18 protein-coding genes are annotated in these 17,338 nt (G+C 59.9%); 8 read left to right on the forward strand and 10 right to left on the reverse strand.

Going from position 1 to position 17,338, the window contains the following annotated elements; genetic code table 11:
* The first annotated feature begins 25 nt into the window (after window positions 1-25).
* The 6 genes from hemJ to coq7 all read left to right on the forward strand — a co-directional run bounded on the left by hemJ (window position 26) and on the right by coq7 (window position 4,600).
* A complete protein-coding gene (gene hemJ, locus ACYZUM_RS23510) occupies window positions 26-454 on the forward strand; it encodes a protoporphyrinogen oxidase HemJ (RefSeq protein ID WP_041070145.1) in 429 nt (142 codons plus the stop codon).
* 34 nt (window positions 455-488) lie between these two features.
* Entirely contained in the window at window positions 489-1,457 is a 969-nt protein-coding gene (locus tag ACYZUM_RS23515) for an NAD(P)H-dependent flavin oxidoreductase (protein ID WP_108183970.1), read from the forward strand.
* Window positions 1,458-1,536: 79 nt separating this feature from the next.
* The gene (locus tag ACYZUM_RS23520) at window positions 1,537-2,484 is read left to right on the forward strand and encodes a DUF805 domain-containing protein (RefSeq protein ID WP_041070139.1); all 948 of its coding nucleotides are present in this window, start codon (window positions 1,537-1,539) and stop codon (window positions 2,482-2,484) included.
* A gap of 61 nt (window positions 2,485-2,545) precedes the next feature.
* The gene (locus ACYZUM_RS23525) at window positions 2,546-3,334 is read left to right on the forward strand and encodes an SDR family NAD(P)-dependent oxidoreductase (protein ID WP_108183971.1); all 789 of its coding nucleotides are present in this window, start codon (window positions 2,546-2,548) and stop codon (window positions 3,332-3,334) included.
* Window positions 3,335-3,414: 80 nt separating this feature from the next.
* Window positions 3,415-3,753, forward strand: coding sequence for a histidine triad nucleotide-binding protein (locus ACYZUM_RS23530; RefSeq protein WP_003228789.1), 339 nt, complete (start codon window positions 3,415-3,417; stop codon window positions 3,751-3,753).
* 199 nt (window positions 3,754-3,952) lie between these two features.
* Window positions 3,953-4,600, forward strand: coding sequence for a 2-polyprenyl-3-methyl-6-methoxy-1,4-benzoquinone monooxygenase (coq7, locus tag ACYZUM_RS23535; RefSeq protein WP_007966428.1), 648 nt, complete (start codon window positions 3,953-3,955; stop codon window positions 4,598-4,600).
* A 117-nt stretch (window positions 4,601-4,717) separates the two neighbouring features.
* On the opposite strand, the gene speD is transcribed toward coq7, so the two are convergent.
* Window positions 4,718-5,512 carry an adenosylmethionine decarboxylase gene (speD, locus tag ACYZUM_RS23540; protein ID WP_047296949.1) on the reverse strand — a complete coding sequence of 265 codons (795 nt, stop codon included), beginning with the start codon at window positions 5,510-5,512 and terminating at the stop codon, window positions 4,718-4,720.
* Between the two features lie 237 nt (window positions 5,513-5,749).
* The gene (locus tag ACYZUM_RS23545; RefSeq protein ID WP_003228794.1) at window positions 5,750-6,172 is read right to left on the reverse strand and encodes an OsmC family protein; all 423 of its coding nucleotides are present in this window, start codon (window positions 6,170-6,172) and stop codon (window positions 5,750-5,752) included.
* A 239-nt stretch (window positions 6,173-6,411) separates the two neighbouring features.
* Between ACYZUM_RS23545 and crp the strand changes: the two genes are divergently transcribed.
* Window positions 6,412-7,056, forward strand: coding sequence for a cAMP-activated global transcriptional regulator CRP (crp, locus tag ACYZUM_RS23550; protein ID WP_007966430.1), 645 nt, complete (start codon window positions 6,412-6,414; stop codon window positions 7,054-7,056).
* Between the two features lie 10 nt (window positions 7,057-7,066).
* Here the strand turns inward: crp and ACYZUM_RS23555 are convergent, their stop codons facing one another.
* From ACYZUM_RS23555 to ACYZUM_RS23570, 4 genes are all read right to left on the reverse strand, one after another.
* Window positions 7,067-7,768 (reverse strand): lipoate--protein ligase family protein, encoded by a 702-nt coding sequence (locus ACYZUM_RS23555; protein ID WP_108183972.1) that lies wholly within the window; start codon window positions 7,766-7,768, stop codon window positions 7,067-7,069.
* Between the two features lie 124 nt (window positions 7,769-7,892).
* Entirely contained in the window at window positions 7,893-8,729 is an 837-nt protein-coding gene (gene trpC, locus ACYZUM_RS23560) for an indole-3-glycerol phosphate synthase TrpC (protein ID WP_108183973.1), read from the reverse strand.
* Window positions 8,726-9,775, reverse strand: a complete 1,050-nt coding sequence (trpD, locus tag ACYZUM_RS23565) for an anthranilate phosphoribosyltransferase (RefSeq protein ID WP_047296957.1) — start codon at window positions 9,773-9,775, stop codon at window positions 8,726-8,728. The genes trpC and trpD overlap by 4 nt, the downstream gene beginning before the upstream one ends.
* A gap of 8 nt (window positions 9,776-9,783) precedes the next feature.
* Entirely contained in the window at window positions 9,784-10,377 is a 594-nt protein-coding gene (locus ACYZUM_RS23570) for an aminodeoxychorismate/anthranilate synthase component II (protein WP_041070117.1), read from the reverse strand.
* A gap of 407 nt (window positions 10,378-10,784) precedes the next feature.
* On the opposite strand from ACYZUM_RS23570, the gene estP reads away from it, so the two are divergent.
* The gene (gene estP, locus ACYZUM_RS23575) at window positions 10,785-12,695 is read left to right on the forward strand and encodes an esterase EstP (RefSeq protein ID WP_108183974.1); all 1,911 of its coding nucleotides are present in this window, start codon (window positions 10,785-10,787) and stop codon (window positions 12,693-12,695) included.
* 215 nt (window positions 12,696-12,910) lie between these two features.
* On the opposite strand, the gene trpE is transcribed toward estP, so the two are convergent.
* The 4 genes from trpE to ACYZUM_RS23595 form a co-directional block, all read right to left on the reverse strand.
* Window positions 12,911-14,392 (reverse strand): anthranilate synthase component I, encoded by a 1,482-nt coding sequence (trpE, locus tag ACYZUM_RS23580; RefSeq protein ID WP_047596415.1) that lies wholly within the window; start codon window positions 14,390-14,392, stop codon window positions 12,911-12,913.
* Window positions 14,393-14,463: 71 nt separating this feature from the next.
* Window positions 14,464-15,282 (reverse strand): phosphoglycolate phosphatase, encoded by an 819-nt coding sequence (locus ACYZUM_RS23585; RefSeq protein ID WP_047296963.1) that lies wholly within the window; start codon window positions 15,280-15,282, stop codon window positions 14,464-14,466.
* The gene (rpe, locus tag ACYZUM_RS23590; RefSeq protein ID WP_003228808.1) at window positions 15,279-15,953 is read right to left on the reverse strand and encodes a ribulose-phosphate 3-epimerase; all 675 of its coding nucleotides are present in this window, start codon (window positions 15,951-15,953) and stop codon (window positions 15,279-15,281) included. The genes ACYZUM_RS23585 and rpe overlap by 4 nt, the downstream gene beginning before the upstream one ends.
* 80 nt (window positions 15,954-16,033) lie before the next feature.
* Window positions 16,034-17,182: an iron-containing alcohol dehydrogenase gene (locus ACYZUM_RS23595; RefSeq protein ID WP_142579892.1), complete on the reverse strand. Its 1,149-nt coding sequence runs from the start codon at window positions 17,180-17,182 to the stop codon at window positions 16,034-16,036.
* Window positions 17,183-17,338: the final 156 nt, after the last annotated feature.

Below are 17,338 nucleotides of genomic sequence, written 5' to 3' on the forward strand. Positions count from 1 at the left end.
ACCGTGAACCTGGGAATAACCAAAAATGCTCTATCTATGGATCAAAGCGTTTCACATCGTCAGCGTCGTCTGCTGGTTTGCCGGGCTGTTCTACTTGCCGCGGCTGTTCGTTTATCACGCGCAAAGTGAAGATACGATCAGCAAAGAACGCTTCAGCCTCATGGAGCGCAAGCTGTATCGCGGCATCATGGGTCCGGCGATGATCGCAACGCTGATCTTCGGCGGCTGGCTGATCTACCTCAATCCAGGCATCTTCAGTATGGGCGGCTGGATTCACGCCAAGCTGACCCTGGTGGTTCTGCTGATCGGCTACCACCACATGTGCGGCGCGCAGGTAAAACGCTTCGCCCGTGGCGAGAACACCCGCAGCCATGTCTTTTATCGCTGGTTCAATGAAGTGCCGGTTCTGATATTGCTGGCTATCGTAATTCTGGTCGTGGTCAAGCCGTTCTAACTTCATAACAGCATCACACCTCGGGGGATTTCCAATGTCGCTGCCCGCTCTGCTCGAACAACGTCTGCGCTTGCCGGTAGTGGCGGCGCCGATGTTCCTGATCTCCAACCCGGAGCTGGTGCTCGCCTGCTGCCGTAACGGTGTGGTCGGCAGCTTCCCGGCGCTCAACCAGCGTGAAAGCAGCGGCTTCAAGGCCTGGCTGGAGCAGATTGAAGCGGGCCTGGCGACACTGGACAACCCGGCGCCGTATGCAGTGAACCTGATCGTGCACAACAGCAATCCGCGCCTGCAGGCGGATCTGAACATCTGCGTCGAGCACAAGGTGCCGATTGTCATCACCAGCCTCGGCGCAGTGAAGGAACTGGTCGATGCCGTGCACAGCTACGGCGGCCTGGTGTTCCACGACGTGACCACGCGTCGGCATGCCGAGAAAGCCGCCGAAGCCGGAGTCGACGGTTTGATCGCGGTTGCGGCGGGTGCCGGTGGCCATGCCGGCACCTGGAGCCCATTTGCGCTGATCGCCGAGATCCGCGAGTTCTTCGATAAAACCCTGCTGCTTGCCGGATGTCTGAACCACGGCCATGAGATTTTGGCTGCACAACTGCTTGGCGCGGATCTGGCCTACTTCGGCACACGATTTATCGGCACTACCGAAAGCCATGCGCCTGACGCCTACAAGGACATGCTGCTGACAGCGAAAGCGGCGGACATCATTCATACGCCTGCGGTCTCTGGCGTACCGGCGAGCTTCATGCGCCAAAGTCTGGAAGCTGCTGGTTTCGACATGGCCGCACTGCAGGGCAAGGGCGAAGTCAATTTTGGCGACAAGCTCAAACCGATCAACGACGAAGCCAAGGCTTGGAAGACCGTGTGGTCGGCCGGCCAGGGCGTTGGCCAGATTGACGACCTGCCGAGCGTGGATCAGTTGATCGCCCGGCTCGACGCGGAATATCGTCAGGCGCTGGAGCATGCGGCGCAGTTGCCGAAGCGTTGGCCACGCTGAGAAAATTCAGGCCAGTCTTCGAGTGACTGGCCTTACACTTGCTGACCTTCAATTCATTCGCGACAAGGATGCCTCGGCCATGAGCGAACCTCGCTACAAGATCGTTTTCGACGGTGCTCTACAGCCCGGTGTCGATCTCACCACCGCCAAGCTCAATCTGGCGGCCCTGTTCAAAAGCGATGTTGCCGCCATCGAGCGCCTGTTCAACGGCAGCACCGTCGCCCTCAAACGCGACCTGACCCACAGCGATGCGCAGACCTATCTGCAAGCACTGAGCAAGACCGGGATCGATGCGCGGATCGAAAGCGAAACGGCGATTGAACTGAGTCTTGCGGACGTGCATGAGCAACCGGCGACCTTCAACGAACCCGCATCACCTTATGCGCCCCCTCGGGCCAACGTCGGCGAAAACCTGCCAGCATTCGCCGCCCTCAAGCCCTTCAGTGTCGAAGGCCGGATCGGTCGCCTGCGCTTTTTGGCCTGGACCATGGTGCTGAGCCTGGTGACTCTGCCGATCGTGGCGATATTCGCGTTTATCGGGCTCGGACTGGTCAGCGGCGACTCAACCACCGGCCTGATCATCGGCGGGATACTCGCGTTCTTCCTGTTCCTGGGCTTCATCATTGTCAGCATTCTGTTCAGTGTGCAGCGCCTGCACGACATCGGCTGGTCCGGCTGGCTCTGGCTGCTGAATCTGGTGCCGTTCGTGGGCAGCTTCTTCCCGCTGGTGATCATGGTCGTGCCGGGCAACACCGGGGCCAACCGCTACGGGCCGCCGCCACCGCCCAACAGTACTGCGGTCAAAGTGCTGTGCTCGTTGTGGATCGTGTTCTTCGCCCTGGTATTTGCCGGCGGCATGCTCGGCGGTATTTCGGCCATTCAGCAAGAATATGAAACCAACCTTGAGAGCAGCTATGAAAGCGGCTCGGTCACCACCGATGAAGTCGAGGTCGAAACTGAACCTGCGAATTCCGTGGACGATGCAGCCGAAGCGGCCCCGGCCCCTGTAGACTCTGCGAAAGAATGAACAACGCTCTCCGCCGTGACACCTGCGTCGCTGGCGTGGAGCTGTTGCGATGGAGAATTGCATGACCCGTTACGCTCTGATCACTGGCGCCTCCAGCGGCATCGGCCTGGCCATGGCCGAAGCGCTGGCCCGACGTGGCCGCAGCCTGATTCTGGTGGCTCGCCAGCGTGATCAGCTGGAAAGTATCGCGATCGAACTGACCCAGCGCTTTGGCGTGGAAGTCTTGTTCCGCGCCTGTGATCTGGGCGAGCCATTGCGCTTGTCCGGCTTCCTGCTGGAGCTGGAAGAAGGCGACCGGCAAATCGATCTGCTGGTCAATTGCGCCGGCATCGGGACCTGCGGCCCATTCCTCGCCCAGGACTGGATGACCGAGCAGGACCTGATCGAAGTCAACATCCTCGCCCTCACCCGTCTGTGCCATGCCATCGGCAACAGCATGGCGCTGCAGGGCGGCGGGCAGATCCTCAACGTCGCCTCAGTGGCAGCGTTCAATCCCGGTCCGTGGATGAGCACTTACTACGCCAGCAAGGCTTACGTTTTGCACTTCTCCGAGGCGCTGCGGGTTGAACTGAAACAGAGCGCGGTCAAGGTTTCGGTGCTCTGCCCCGGCCCGACCCGCACCGCTTTTTTCCGCACCGCGCAGCTCAACGGCGACAAACTCAAGGACAGCAAACTGCTGATGAGCCCCGAGGAAGTCGCGCTGTACACCGTGCGTGCGCTGGAGAAAAACCGCGCAATCATTATCCCGGGACGACGCAACCGCTGGCTGGCGTTCCTGCCGCGCCTCGGCTCGCGCTGGCTCAATCGCACCCTCGTCGGCATGGTCAACAAGGCTTACTGCCCGCGCTGAACGGTCCTACGGCAAAACACTGGGCGGGGTCATTTCCCATGAGTACACTCAGGCCAGCCCCCACAACGGAGAAAACAGCAGTGGATACTCTGTTCACCAAGATCATTAACCGGGAAATCCCGGCCAAGATCATTTACGAAGACGACCAGGTTCTGGCGTTCCACGACATCGCCCCTCAGGCACCGGTGCACTTTCTGGTGATCCCGAAGAAACCGGTGCGCACCCTCAACGACCTGACCGAAGACGACAAGGCACTGGCCGGGCACATCCTGTTCACCGCCCAGCGTCTGGCGCTGGAACTGGGCTGCGAGGAAGGCTTCCGGGTGGTGATGAACTGCAATGAAAAAGGTGGACAGACCGTCTATCACATTCATATGCATGTACTCGGTCAGCGCCAGATGAACTGGCCGCCGGGCTGATACCAGCAAACCTGTGCAGGAGCTGCCGAAGGCTGCGATCTTTTGATCTTCGAGAATCAAAAACAAGAACAAAAGATCGCAGTCTTCGGCAGCTCCTGCATAAAGCAAAAAGCACATCCCGTGTGACTGATGACCCAGCGCAAACCTTCCCCGGCCGATTCGGTTAAACTGGCGGTCGAGATTTTTCCCGGAGGTCAGCATGACTACCCAACGTCACTACTCGCCGATTGACCGTCTTCTGCTGCAAGCCGATGCCGCGATGCGTACCCTGCTGCCTTTCAGTGGTCAGCCGTACCGTCCATCGCCAGCGATTGTGCAGCCGGAAGTGCAGATGAGCGATGAAGACACTCGCCACGTCGCCGGCCTGATGCGCATCAACCACACTGGTGAAGTGTGCGCCCAAGCGCTGTACCAAGGTCAGGCGCTGACCGCCAAGTTGCCGCAGGTGCGTGCCGCCATGGAGCACGCCGCCGAAGAGGAAATCGACCATCTGGTGTGGTGCGAACAGCGCATCCATCAGCTGGGCAGCCATACCAGCGTGCTCAATCCGCTGTTCTATGGAATGTCGTTCGGCATTGGCGCCGTGGCCGGTCTGATCAGCGACAAGGTCAGCCTTGGTTTCGTCGCGGCTACCGAGCATCAGGTGTGCAAGCATCTGAATGAACACCTTGAGCAATTGCCCGCCGAGGACGAGAAATCCCGGGCGATTCTGGAGCAGATGCGCATTGATGAAGAGCATCATGCGGAGAGTGCACTGGATGCGGGTGGTTTCCGCTTTCCGGCGCCGGTGAAGTTCGGGATGAGTCTGTTGGCGAAGGTGATGACCAAGAGTACCTACAGGATCTGACTTCAGTGTTGTCTGGCAGGGCCCCTTCGCGAGCAAGCTCGCTCCCACAGGGTTCTGTTTCGGCAATAAAAAAGGCGACTACCGCACGGTAGTCGCCTTTTTTTGTGCCCGGGAATCTTACGCCGGCATGTTGCGCGCGTAGAAGATTTCCAGCATTTCGTGTTTCACACGCTCGGTCACCTGAGCCCGCTGCTCAGCGGACAGGTTGCTGGTGGCGTCGCCGAACAGGTAGTTGTCCAGTTCGAAGTTCTTCAGCAGCATTTTGGTGTGGAACAGGTTTTCCTGGTACACGTTCACGTCGGTCATCTGGTACGCGTCGCGGGTGTCTTCGGAAAGGTAGTTCTGGATCGAGTTGATCTCGTGGTCGATGAAGTGCTTGTTGCCTTCAACGTCACGGGTGAAACCGCGCACACGGTAATCCACAGTCACGATGTCCGAATCGAACTGGTGAATGAGGAAGTTGAGCGCTTTAAGCGGTGAAATGACACCACAGGTCGACACATCAATGTCCACACGGAACGTAGCAATACCGGCGTCCGGATGGATTTCCGGATAGGTATGCACCGTGATGTGGCTCTTGTCGAGGTGGGCAAGGATGATTTCGGGCAATGGACCCGGGGACTCTTCGATCTGGCTGTCAGTCGGGGTCACCGGCTCTTCCGAGATCAGAATCGTGACGCTGGCACCCTGAGGCTCATAGTTCTGACTCGCGATGTTCAGAATGTTGGCACCAATGATTTCGACAACTTCCGTGAGGATCTGCGTCAGGCGTTCGGCGTTGTACTCTTGATTGATGTACTCGACGTAAGCCTGCTGGTCTTGCGGGGTTTCCGCGTAGCAGATGTCATAGATGTTGAAGCTCAAGGTCTTTGTCAGGTTATTGAACCCGTGGAGCTTGAGTTTGCTTTTCACCGTTAAAAACTCTCTATGTATGCGGCGCAGCCGCGTGATCAAGCATGCCCGTCAAGTGCGAACAACGCACCTGCGTAGGACGGTTAACACCTCTTCGCGATGGCGATTTTGGTTATCTGTTCAGGCGGACGATCCGTCGGTTGACCGATCACTGCCCTGAAAAAAGTGGCGCATTATGCAGACGTCAGCGAGGGATCGCCAGAGTCTGCACTGCTTTTATGATAGTTGAATGTCGATTCAACCGAGCTCGACGATTTCATAATCGTGAGTGATCGCCACGCCGGCCGCGCCGAGCATGATCGAGGCCGAGCAATACTTCTCGGCAGACAGTTCGATGGCGCGCTTGACCTGGGCTTCTTTCAGGCCACGGCCCTTGACCACGAAGTGCATGTGGATCTTGGTGAACACCTTCGGATCTTCGGTCGCTCGCTCGGCTTCGAGGAACGCTTCGCAGCTTTCAACCGCCTGACGCGACTTCTTCAGGATGCTGACCACGTCGAAGTTGCTGCAACCGCCAACGCCCAGCAGGAGCATTTCCATCGGGCGAACACCCAGATTACGACCACCGGCGTCCGGTGGTCCGTCCATGACCACAACATGACCGCTACCGGATTCGCCGAGGAACATGGCTTCGCCAGCCCATTGGATGCGTGCCTTCATCGCCAAGACTCCACTGTAGAAAAAAGGGTCGCCAGCTTAGCACAGGCCTTTGCTCTGACAGCGCCCCGCGTTCCTGGGAAGGATGCCTATGCTGCGTAGGTAATTTCTCGAATTTTCGACGAAGTGTCTGGTAAGCTGGCGCCAATTCGCTGGCGCCAATTGTCAGCCTGTGTAGCGACCGCCTTCAGCGCCTCATATAAAAATCAAACATCACCGTGCAGTCTTTTCGGGATACAACCATGGTTGCTATTACCCCCACACCCAAAATCAAAAACCTCGACAAACTGTTGATGCATTGCCAACGCCGTCGCCATGCGGCCAAAAGCAACATCATCTGCGCCGGCGATCGTTCGGACACGCTGTACTTCATCATCAAGGGTTCGGTCACGATCCTGATCGAAGATGACGACGGCCGCGAAATGATCATCGCCTACCTCAACGCCGGGGATTTCTTTGGCGAGCTGGGTTTGTTTGAGCAGGCAGGCCAGGAACAGCAACGCAGCGCCTGGGTGCGGGCCAAGGTTGAATGTGAAATCGCCGAAATCAGTTATGTGAAGTTCCGCGAACTGTCACAGCAGGATCCCGACATTCTTTACGTCCTCAGCGGACAAATCGCACAACGTCTGCGCAATACCACGCGCAAGGTCGGCGATCTGGCGTTCTTCGACGTTACCGGTCGTGTTGCCCGTTGCCTGCTGGAGTTGTGCAAACAGCCTGACGCAATGACTCACCCGGACGGCATGCAGATCAAGGTGACCCGTCAAGAAATCGGGCGGATTGTCGGTTGTTCGCGGGAGATGGTCGGTCGCGTGCTCAAGGATCTTGAAGAACGCAACCTGGTCGATGTGAAAGGCAAGACCATGGTGGTCTTCGGCACCCGCTAAGCGCGCCGAATCAGGCGCTGTAGACCTGCGCCAGCATCCGTCGAAACAACTCATCCAGACGCGCCAAAGCATTTGGCGCGACGAACTTCTCATGCAGGGCAATGTGGCTTTCAGCCCGCACTCGCTGCTCCAGACCGCAAGCTTCATTGAAACGATTGACCGCCGCGACCATCGACTCGCGCTCGTTATCGATCAACATTGCCCCGTGCACCAATCCCACCGGACGCTGACCGCCCTGACTCTGGCGCCAGCGCTGAGCAGTGCCGACCATCTTGCGGCCGTCGAGATTGACGTTGAAGCGGCCGTCACAGAATGCACCGTCGATTTCGCCCAACGACGATGTGCCGCCCAACTCATCCAGCAACTCACAGATTGGATCGCACAGACGCCGATAGCCGGTTTCGATGCGGTTCAGATCGCCCTCGCTGCGGGGCGGGGCGTAGACCAGTGCGATGTTGATCGTTGAGGAGGACTGCGGGACCGGTTCACCGCCGGTTTCTCGCAGCAAAACTGGCCAACCGGCTGCAGCGGAGACTTCGCAGGCGTGATCGAAACCGGGCAGACGATTGAGGCGGCGTGGCATGACCAGGGCGTTATCGCTGGGTTGCCAGAACAGCAGACCAAATTCGGCGTCGCCGGCGCAGACGGAAGCGAGCAAGTCTTGTTCGGCTTGCAGGCCGGCCTCGATGGTCAGGAAGATGGGCAGCGACATGGAGGGCTCCGGCAGATCTGGAATCTTTAGGGATTTTGAGGCCTCTTCGCGAGCAGGCTCGCTCCCACAGGGGAAATGCATTCCAATGTGGGAGCGAGCCTGCTCGCGAATGAGGTCGACTCGGTCAGTCGAGGGTCGAACCACTGACCGGTACGCCGCGTTCCGGGAAGAACAGGCGTTGCAGTTCGGTGCCCGGGCTTTCCGCGCGCATGAACGCTTCGCCCACCAGAAAGGCATACACATCGCTGATTTCCATCAGCTCGACATCGGCACGGTTAAGGATGCCACTCTCGGTAATCACCAGTCGGTCGCGCGGAATGCGCGGCAGTAGGTCGAGGGTGGTTTCCAGGCTGACGTCGAACGTGTGCAGGTTGCGGTTGTTGACCCCAACCAGCGGCGTGTCGAGGGTTTTCAGTGCGCGCTCCAGCTCATCGCCATCGTGCACTTCCACCAGCACATCGAGACCGACACCTTTGGCCACCGAGGCCAGCTCGGCCATTTTTACGTCGTCCAGTGCGGAGACGATCAACAGTACGCAGTCGGCGCCCAGCGCGCGAGCTTCGACGATCTGGTACGGATCGATCATGAAGTCTTTGCGGATCACCGGCAATTTGCACGCGGCGCGGGCCTGTTGCAGGTAGACATCAGCGCCCTGGAAGTAATCGATATCGGTCAGCACCGAAAGACAGGTCGCCCCGCCCTTCTCGTAGCTCTTGGCGATATCGGCAGGCACGAAGTTCTCGCGTATCACGCCTTTGCTCGGCGAAGCCTTCTTGATTTCGGCGATCACCGCCGGCTGCTTCTTCTTGGCCTGCGCCAGCAATGCCTGGGCAAAACCGCGGGGTGCATCGGCCGCCTTGGCCAGACTTTCCAGCTCGCTCAGGCTGACGCGAGCGCTGCGCTCGGCGACTTCCTGGACTTTGCGCGCCAGAATGTTTTCCAGAACCGTCGGTACACTCATCCCTCATTCTCCACTTTGAATACCGCGGTAAAGGCACCCAACTCCTCGAGTTTTTCCCGAGCGAGACCGGTGTGCAGGGCGTCGTGCGCGAGCGCCACGCCTTCTTTGAGACTGGTCGCCAGGTCGGCGGCATACAGCGCCGCACCGGCATTGAGCACGATCATTTCAGCAGCTTTCTGGCCACTTTCGGTTTTGCGTTTGCCCAACGCATCACGGATCAACGCCAGCGATGCTTCCGGACCTTCGACCGAGAGACCGTGCAGACTCTGGCTCTTCATGCCGAGATCTTCCGGCTCGACCCAATATTCAGTGATCTCGTTGTTCTTCAGCTCTGCGACGAAGGTCGGCGCGGCAAGACTGAACTCGTCCAGACCGTCCTTCGAATGCACTACCAGCACATGTTTGCTGCCCAAGCGCTGCAAGACTTCGGCCAATGGCCGGCACAACGCGGGCGTAAACACGCCCACCACCTGATGTTTGACACCGGCCGGATTCGTAAGCGGGCCGAGCATGTTGAACAGCGTACGCAGGCCGAGATCGCGACGCGGGCCGGCGGCGTATTTCATCGCCTTGTGGTGAGTCTGGGCAAACATGAAACCGATGCCGACGTTGTCGATGCAACGGGCAACCTGCACCGGGGTCAGGTTCAGATAGATCCCGGCGGCCTCCAGCAAATCGGCGCTGCCGCTCTTGCCCGACACCGCGCGGTTACCGTGCTTGGCCACGGTGCAACCGGCTGCCGCGACAACGAACGCCGAAGCCGTCGACACGTTGAAGATGTTGGCACCGTCACCGCCGGTGCCGACGACATCGACCACGCCGTCGAGGGTCTTGAGTTCGACCTGGTCGGCCAGCTCACGCATCACCGACACGGCGCCGACGATTTCGTCGATGCTCTCGCTCTTCATGCGCATGGCCATCATGAACGCGCCGATCTGTGCGTCGGTGCATTGCCCGGTCATGATTTCGCGCATCACGTCGCGCATTTCTTCGGTGCTGAGGTCGAGGTGTTCGACGATACGGCTCAGGGCTGTCTTGATATTCATGGGAGTCCTTAGCGCGTGCCGCCGGTTTGTTTGAGAAAGTTGGCAAACAGTTCATGACCCTGCTCGGTCAGGATCGATTCAGGGTGGAACTGTACGCCCTCAATGTTCAGGGTCTTGTGCCGCAGGCCCATGATTTCGTCGACCGAGCCGTCGTCGTGCTGGGTCCATGCGGTCAGTTCCAGGCACTCGGGCAAAGTATCGTGCTTGACGATCAGCGAGTGGTAGCGGGTAACCGTCAGCGGATGATTCAGACCGGCGAAAACGCCCTTGTCCTCATGGAATACCGGACTAGTCTTACCGTGCATCACCTGACGGGCGCGCACCACATCGCCACCGAACGCCTGGCCAATCGATTGATGGCCGAGGCAGACGCCGAGGATTGGCAGTTTGCCGGCGAAGTATTTGATGGCTTCGATGGAGATGCCGGCTTCGGTCGGCGTGCACGGACCTGGCGAGACTACGATGCGCTCGGGGTTGAGCGCTTCGATTTCGGCGACGGTCAGTTCGTCGTTGCGCACCACTTTGACCTCGGCACCCAGCTCGCCGAGGTATTGCACAACGTTGTAAGTAAAGGAGTCGTAGTTGTCGATCATCAGCAACATGGCGTTTCGAACCTCTTGAATTCTGACTTGAAGACAGCCTTCAGATGACTTGCCCGCAGGGCGCTGCACGATGTCGGACGCACAGAAAGCGTCGGCACAGCGGCATTTCAAACGGGTAAGGAAGGCAAAGCGATACAGATCCGGCCGGGCCGGCAGAAAGGATTCAGGCGCGCCAACGCCAACGGGCGTGTGCCTTGATGACTTGATCCAGAAGTTTGCTGACGATCAACACGGGGAAGGTCTCGTTCATACGTTCCGGCACAGTAACTTAGCTGGGCAGAGCGTGCAATATGGCGGGGCTGACGGGGGACAAAACTATGGGAGGCTTCGCGACCGATGGCAAAACGCCGGGAGTTTTTGGTACTGTCGTTTCGTTCACCTACAACAATAAATAAACGGACTTGCTCATGATCAAACAGACGTTGTTTGTACCGCTCGCCGGTTGCCTGCTCGCCATGGCTTGCGCCCAGGCCTACGCAGCCCCCGCGCCCTATTCGAACTTCATCGTCTTCGGCGACAGCCTGAACGATGCCGGGACTTTCAAGGACACCGGCGGCCCGGCCGGCGCCACGCAGCGCTACACCAACCGCACCGGCCCGTTGTACAAGGATGGCACCGGGGAAAACCGCGACCTCAACGCCACCCAGATCATCGGTGGCAAACTGGGTTTCAGCCCCGATCAGACCGCTTCCTCGTCCTCGGCCGTGCGGGCCGGTGAAGGTCTGGCCGATGGCAACAACTGGGCGGTGGGCGGTTACCGTACCGACCAGATTCTCGACTCGATCACCAGCCAGTCCGCCACCGGTGAACGCACGCGCAGCGGTTATCTGCCCTCGAATGGCTTCCGCGCTGATCCGAACGCGCTGTATTACCTGTCCGGGGGCGGCAACGACTTCCTTCAGGGCCGCGTGCTCAGCCTCGATCAGGCCAGCTCGGCGGCTGACCGACTGGCCGACAGCGTGCGCATACTGCAAGGTGCCGGCGCCAAATACATCATGGTCTGGCTGTTGCCAGACATCGGGCTGACCCCGGCGATCAACGGCTCGCCGCTGCAGAGCTTCACCTCGCAGCTCAGCGCCCAATTCAACACCGAACTGGTCAGCCAGTTGCAGGGCATCAACGCCGAAATCATTCCACTGAACATTCCGGTGCTGCTCAAAGAAGCGTTCGCCAACCCGGCGCAGTTCGGCCTCGCGACCGACCAGAACCTGACGGCCACCTGCTTCAGCGGCAACAGTTGCACCGAGAACGCCCGATACGGCATCAATAGCGCCACACCGGATCCGACCAAGCTGATCTACAACGATTCGGTGCACCCGACCGAAGCCGGCCAGCGCCTGATTGCCGACTACGCCTACTCGCTGCTGGCCGCCCCGTGGGAACTGACCCTGCTGCCGGAAATGGCCCAGGGTTCGTTACGCGCGCATCAGGATGAACTGCGCAATCAATGGCTGGCCGACTGGGAAAACTGGCAGGCCGTGGGCCAATGGCGCGCTATCGTCGCCGGTGGCGGTCAACACCAGGACTTCGACGGCCAGCACAGCGCCGCCAGTGCCGACGGCAACGGCTACAACCTGAACATCGGCGGCAGCTATCGCGTCAACGAAGCCTGGCGCGTCGGTTTGGCCGCAGGTTTCTATAACCAGAAACTCGAAGCCGGCGACGCCGACTCGGAATACAAACTCAACTCCTACATGGGCACCGCGTTCGCCCAGTATCAACAAAACCGCTGGTGGGGCGATCTGGCGATGACCGCCGGCAAGCTCGACTACGACAGCCTCAAACGTAAATTCCAGCTTGGGGTCAACGAGCGCGGAGAGAAAGGCGATACCGACGGTTACGTGCTGGCGATCAGCGGCCGCCTCGGCTACGACATCGCGCAGCAGGCCAGCAGCCCGTGGCACCTGTCGCCGTTCGTCAGCGCCGACTTTGGCAAGACCGAAGTCGATGGCTACTCGGAAAAAGGCGCTGACTCCACGGCGCTGACTTTTGACGACCAGTCGCGCAACTCGCGGCGTCTGGGCGTGGGTATCCAGGGCAAGTACCAGATCACCGCGCAGACTGAAGTGTTCGGCGAGTTCGCTCACGAACGTGAGTACAACGACGATCGCCAGGATCTGACCATCAACCTCAACAGCTTGCCGAACAACCGCTTCACGCTCGAAGGCTACGAGCCGCAGACCAACCTCAATCGCCTGAACCTGGGCGTGAGCCACAAGCTCACGCAGGATTTGGCGTTGCGCGCCAGCTACAACGTGCGCAAGGATGATGACTTTACCCAGCAAGGGGTGAACGTCGGGGTCAGTCTCGACTTCTGAGGCGGAAAAGCAAAAGATCGCAGGCTGCGCCAGCTCCTGCAGGGTTAGCGCAGGCATAAAAAACGCGGCGTCCTGATGGGCGCCGCGTTTTTTATGGCTGAACACAAGTCCATGTGGGAGCGAGCCTGCTCGCGAAGCGGAGTATCAGCCGACGTTTATAGCGACTGGCACGCCCACTTCGCGAGCAGGCTCGCTCCCACAGGAGACAATGTGGATCAGGCGTCCGGAGTTTGCTCAGCCAGGGCCACGGCACGGAACATCGCGCGGCGCTTGTTCAGGGTTTCTTCCCATTCCAGCGCCGGCACCGAGTCGGCCACGATGCCGCCACCGGCCTGCACGTGCAGTTCGCCGTTCTTGATCACCGCGGTACGAATCGCAATCGCGGTGTCCATATTGCCGTTCCAGGCAAAGTAACCGACCGCACCGCCATACACGCCACGCTTGACCGGCTCCAGTTCGTCGATGATTTCCATCGCACGGATCTTCGGTGCGCCAGACAAGGTGCCCGCCGGCAGAATCGCCCGCAGCGCGTCCATCGCGGTCAGCCCGGCCTTCAACTGGCCGGTGACGTTGGAGACGATGTGCATCACGTTGGAATAGCGCTCGATGACCATTTTCTCGGTGAGCTTCACCGAACCGATTTCCGAAACCCGGCCAGTGTCGTTACGACCAAGGTCGATCAGCATCAAGTGTTCGGCGATCTCTTTGTCGTCCGACAGCAGGTCTTCTTCCAGCGCCAGATCCGCTTCTTCGGTGGCGCCACGCGGCCGCGTGCCGGCAATCGGACGCACGGTGATCAAATTGTCTTCGACCCGCACCAGCACTTCCGGCGAACTGCCGACGACGTGGAAGTCGCCGAAGTTGAAGAAGTACATGTACGGCGTCGGGTTGAAGCAACGCAGGGCACGATACAGATCGATCGGCGCGGCCTTGAAGTCGATCGACATGCGCTGCGACGGCACCACTTGCATGCAGTCGCCTGCGAGGATGTATTCCTTGATGGTGTCGACGGCTTTTTCGTAGTCGCTCTGGGTGAAACTGGAGCGGAACAGCGGATCAGCCGCTTGTTGCTTGCTGAAGTCCAGGCCACGGCGCGGGGTGATCGGCTGGCGCAGTTTCTCCAGCAGTGCCTGCAATTGCGCCTGCCCCTGCTCGTAAGCATCGGCTTGCGCCGGATCGGCGAGGACAATCGCGTGCATCTTGCCGGCGAGGTTGTCGAACACCACCACCGCATCGGACACCATCAGCAGAATGTCCGGCACGCCCAGCGGATCCGGGTTCGGGCATTTGCCTAGTCGCTTTTCCACGTAGCGCACACAGTCGTAACCGAAGTATCCGACCAGCCCACCGTTGAAACGCGGCAGACCGGCGATGGTCGGCACGTTGTAGCGGGCCTTGAAGGTTTCGACGAAGGCCAGCGGGTCTTCGACGTCATGGCTTTCGGTCTCGACGCCATCGACAGTGATGCTCACGTGATGGTCGTGAACCCGCAGTACGGTGCGGCACGGCAGTCCGATGATCGAGTAACGGCCCCATTTTTCGCCACCCTGCACCGATTCGAGCAGGTAGGAGTTTGGCTGGTCGGCCAGTTTCAGGTAGATCGACAGCGGGGTGTCGAAGTCGGCCAGGGTTTCGCAGGCCAACGGAATACGGTTGTAGCCATCAGCGGCCAGGCGCAGGAATTCTTCGCGGATCATGGGGTGCCTCGTGGTGTGAGGGGCAAATCAGTCAGGTGTGCAAACGCGCCGGCAAGCCGGCCAGGAACCAGTCAGGCGCGCCAACGCCAGCGAGCCAGGGCCTTGATGACTTTCATCCAGAGTTTGCGGGTGACCACCACGATGGCGTTTCCAGAATGGGATTGAGAAGCGTCGGGCAACGTTATCTCAGCGGCTGTACCGAGGCAACCGGGAATTAGCTTGCGCAGATCGTCGATCACCAGTGCCGGGGATTCCTCGGCAATCGGTCGACCGTGGTTGTAGCCGTAGCTCAGCGCCACGCACTTGACCCCCGCCGCTTTCGCCGCCAGCACATCGCTGCGCGAGTCGCCGACGAACAGCGATTGTGAGGCCGGGATGTTGGCCATTTTCATCACGAAGAACAGCGCGGCCGGATCAGGCTTCTTCTGCGGCAAGGTATCGCCGCCGATGATCCATTTGAAGTAACGGCCGATCTTCATCTGATCCAGCAGCGGCGCGACAAAACGCTCCGGCTTGTTGGTGATCAGCGCCATGGCCACACCCTGCTTGTGCAGCCACTTGAGGGTGTCGCGCACGCCGGGATAGACCACGGTCAGCTCGTGGCTCGCGCCATAGGCCTCCATGAAAACTTCCAGCGCGTGCTCGGCCTCGACGTCATCCACCGCCGAATGATCGATGCCACCGGCCAGCGCCCGGCGCACCAGCACCGGTGCGCCATTGCCGACCCACTCGCGCACCGCCTCGATGCCGGCAGGCTTGCGGCCGAGGGAGAGCAGCATGGTGTCCACCGCCGCCGCCAGGTCGGGAACCGAGTCGATCAGCGTGCCATCCAGATCGAACATCACCAACCGTGGCAGTTGCCCCGGGAACAGCTGCTCAAAACCGCTCATGGGCGGGCCAGCGCCAGTTCGGAACGCATCTTGTCGATGACTTCCTGATAGTTCGGCGCATTGAAGATCGCCGAGCCGGCCACAAAGGTGTCAGCGCCAGCGGCCGCGATTTCGCGGATGTTGTTGACGTTGACGCCGCCATCGATTTCCAGACGGATATCACGCCCCGAGGCATCGATGATCGCCCGCGCTTCGCGCAGTTTGTCGAGGGTGCCGGGGATGAACTTCTGCCCGCCAAAGCCCGGGTTGACGCTCATCAGCAGCACCATGTCGACCTTGTCGATCACGTACTTGAGCACATCCAGCGGGGTCGCCGGGTTGAACACCAGGCCGGATTTGCAGCCGCCTTCACGGATCAGTTGCAGCGAACGATCGACGTGCAGCGTGGCTTCCGGGTGGAAAGTGATGTAAGTGGCGCCGGCCTCGATGAAGTCGCCAACGATGCGATCCACCGGGCTGACCATCAGGTGCGCGTCGATCGGCGCGGTGATGCCGTACTTGCGCAATGCCGCGCAAACCATCGGGCCGATGGTCAGGTTCGGCACGTAGTGGTTGTCCATGACATCGAAGTGGACGAAGTCGGCACCGGCGGCCAGAACGTTGTCCACTTCTTCGCCGAGGCGGGCGAAGTCGGCGGAGAGAATCGACGGAGCAATTACGAAGGGCTGCATGACGCACCTTTTCTGAGCTAAATCACGATGGCGCGCATTGTATACCTCAAGTTTCCGTGCGCGCACCGTGACCGCGATGATCAGTACGCCGCTCGGTAGATCTTCTCGATATCCGCAGCGCTGAGCCTGCGCGGGTTGTTGCGCATCAAACGCTCGATTCCCGCGGCCTCCACGGCCATGGCCGGGATCGCCTCTTGCGGGACGCCAAAACTGCGCAACCCGACAGGAATTTCCACTGACGCGCACAACTCGGTCATCGCCTGCACGGCTTTGTCCGCCGCCTCGGTCGCGCTCAAATGAGCGGTCTTCACCCCCATGGCTTCGGCGATATCCTGCATGCGCTCGACGCAGGCCATCTTGTTCCAGGTCATGACATACGGCAGCAGCAAGGCGTTACTGACGCCGTGGGCGATGTTGAAACGCCCGCCCAGCGGATACGCCAACGCATGCACCGCGCCGACCCCGGCATTGCCGAACGCCATGCCGGCCATCAGGCTGGCGGTGGCCATGTCTTCACGGGCCTGGAGATTGGCGCCATTGGCGTAGGCCTTAGGCAGGGCTTTGGCGATCAACTTGATTGCGCCGATGGCCAGTGAGTCGGTAATGGGCGAGGCATTGACCGACAGATAGGATTCGATGGCGTGCACCAGCGCATCAACACCACTGGCGGCGGTGACGCTGCGCGGGCAGGTCAAGGTCATCTGCGGACTGACCAGCGCCACATCCGGCAACAGGTAGTCGCTGACGATGCCTTTCTTCAGTTGCGCGACCTTGTCCGAGAGGATGGCGACGTTGGTCACTTCCGAGCCGGTGCCGGCGGTGGTCGGGATGGCGATCAGCGGCGGGCCTTTGCGCGGCACCTGATCGACACCGAACAGGTCTTCCAGCGCGCCGTGGTATCCGGCATACGCCGCCACGCTTTTGGCGATGTCGATGGCACTGCCGCCACCGAGGCCGATCAAACCGTCATGCCCGCCCTCGCGGTACACGCGCATGCAATCTTCGACGATGGCGATTTCCGGGTCCGGCAGCACCCGATCAAAAATCTCGTACTCGCGCCCGCCCAATTGGCACAGCGCCAGCTCCACAGTGCCGGACTTGACCAGCGCGGCGTCGGTGACAATCAGCGGGTTGTCGATATCCAGCCGCGTGAGTTCCGCCGCCAGTTGCTCGATGGCCCCGGCGCCGGTGATCAGTTTGTGAGCGATTTTGAACTGGGACAGACTCATTGTGCGCAGCCTCTTATAGATGTGGGAGCTGAGCACAAGCGTAGCTGGGGAAACCGGGTTGTCTGCCATTCACCCCATGAATGACAACCACACATAGATTTTCTGTACGCACGAACATCCCTATGTAGGAGCTGCCGAAGGCTGCAATCTTTTGAT

The organism is Pseudomonas sp. m6p, from assembly GCF_055760375.1.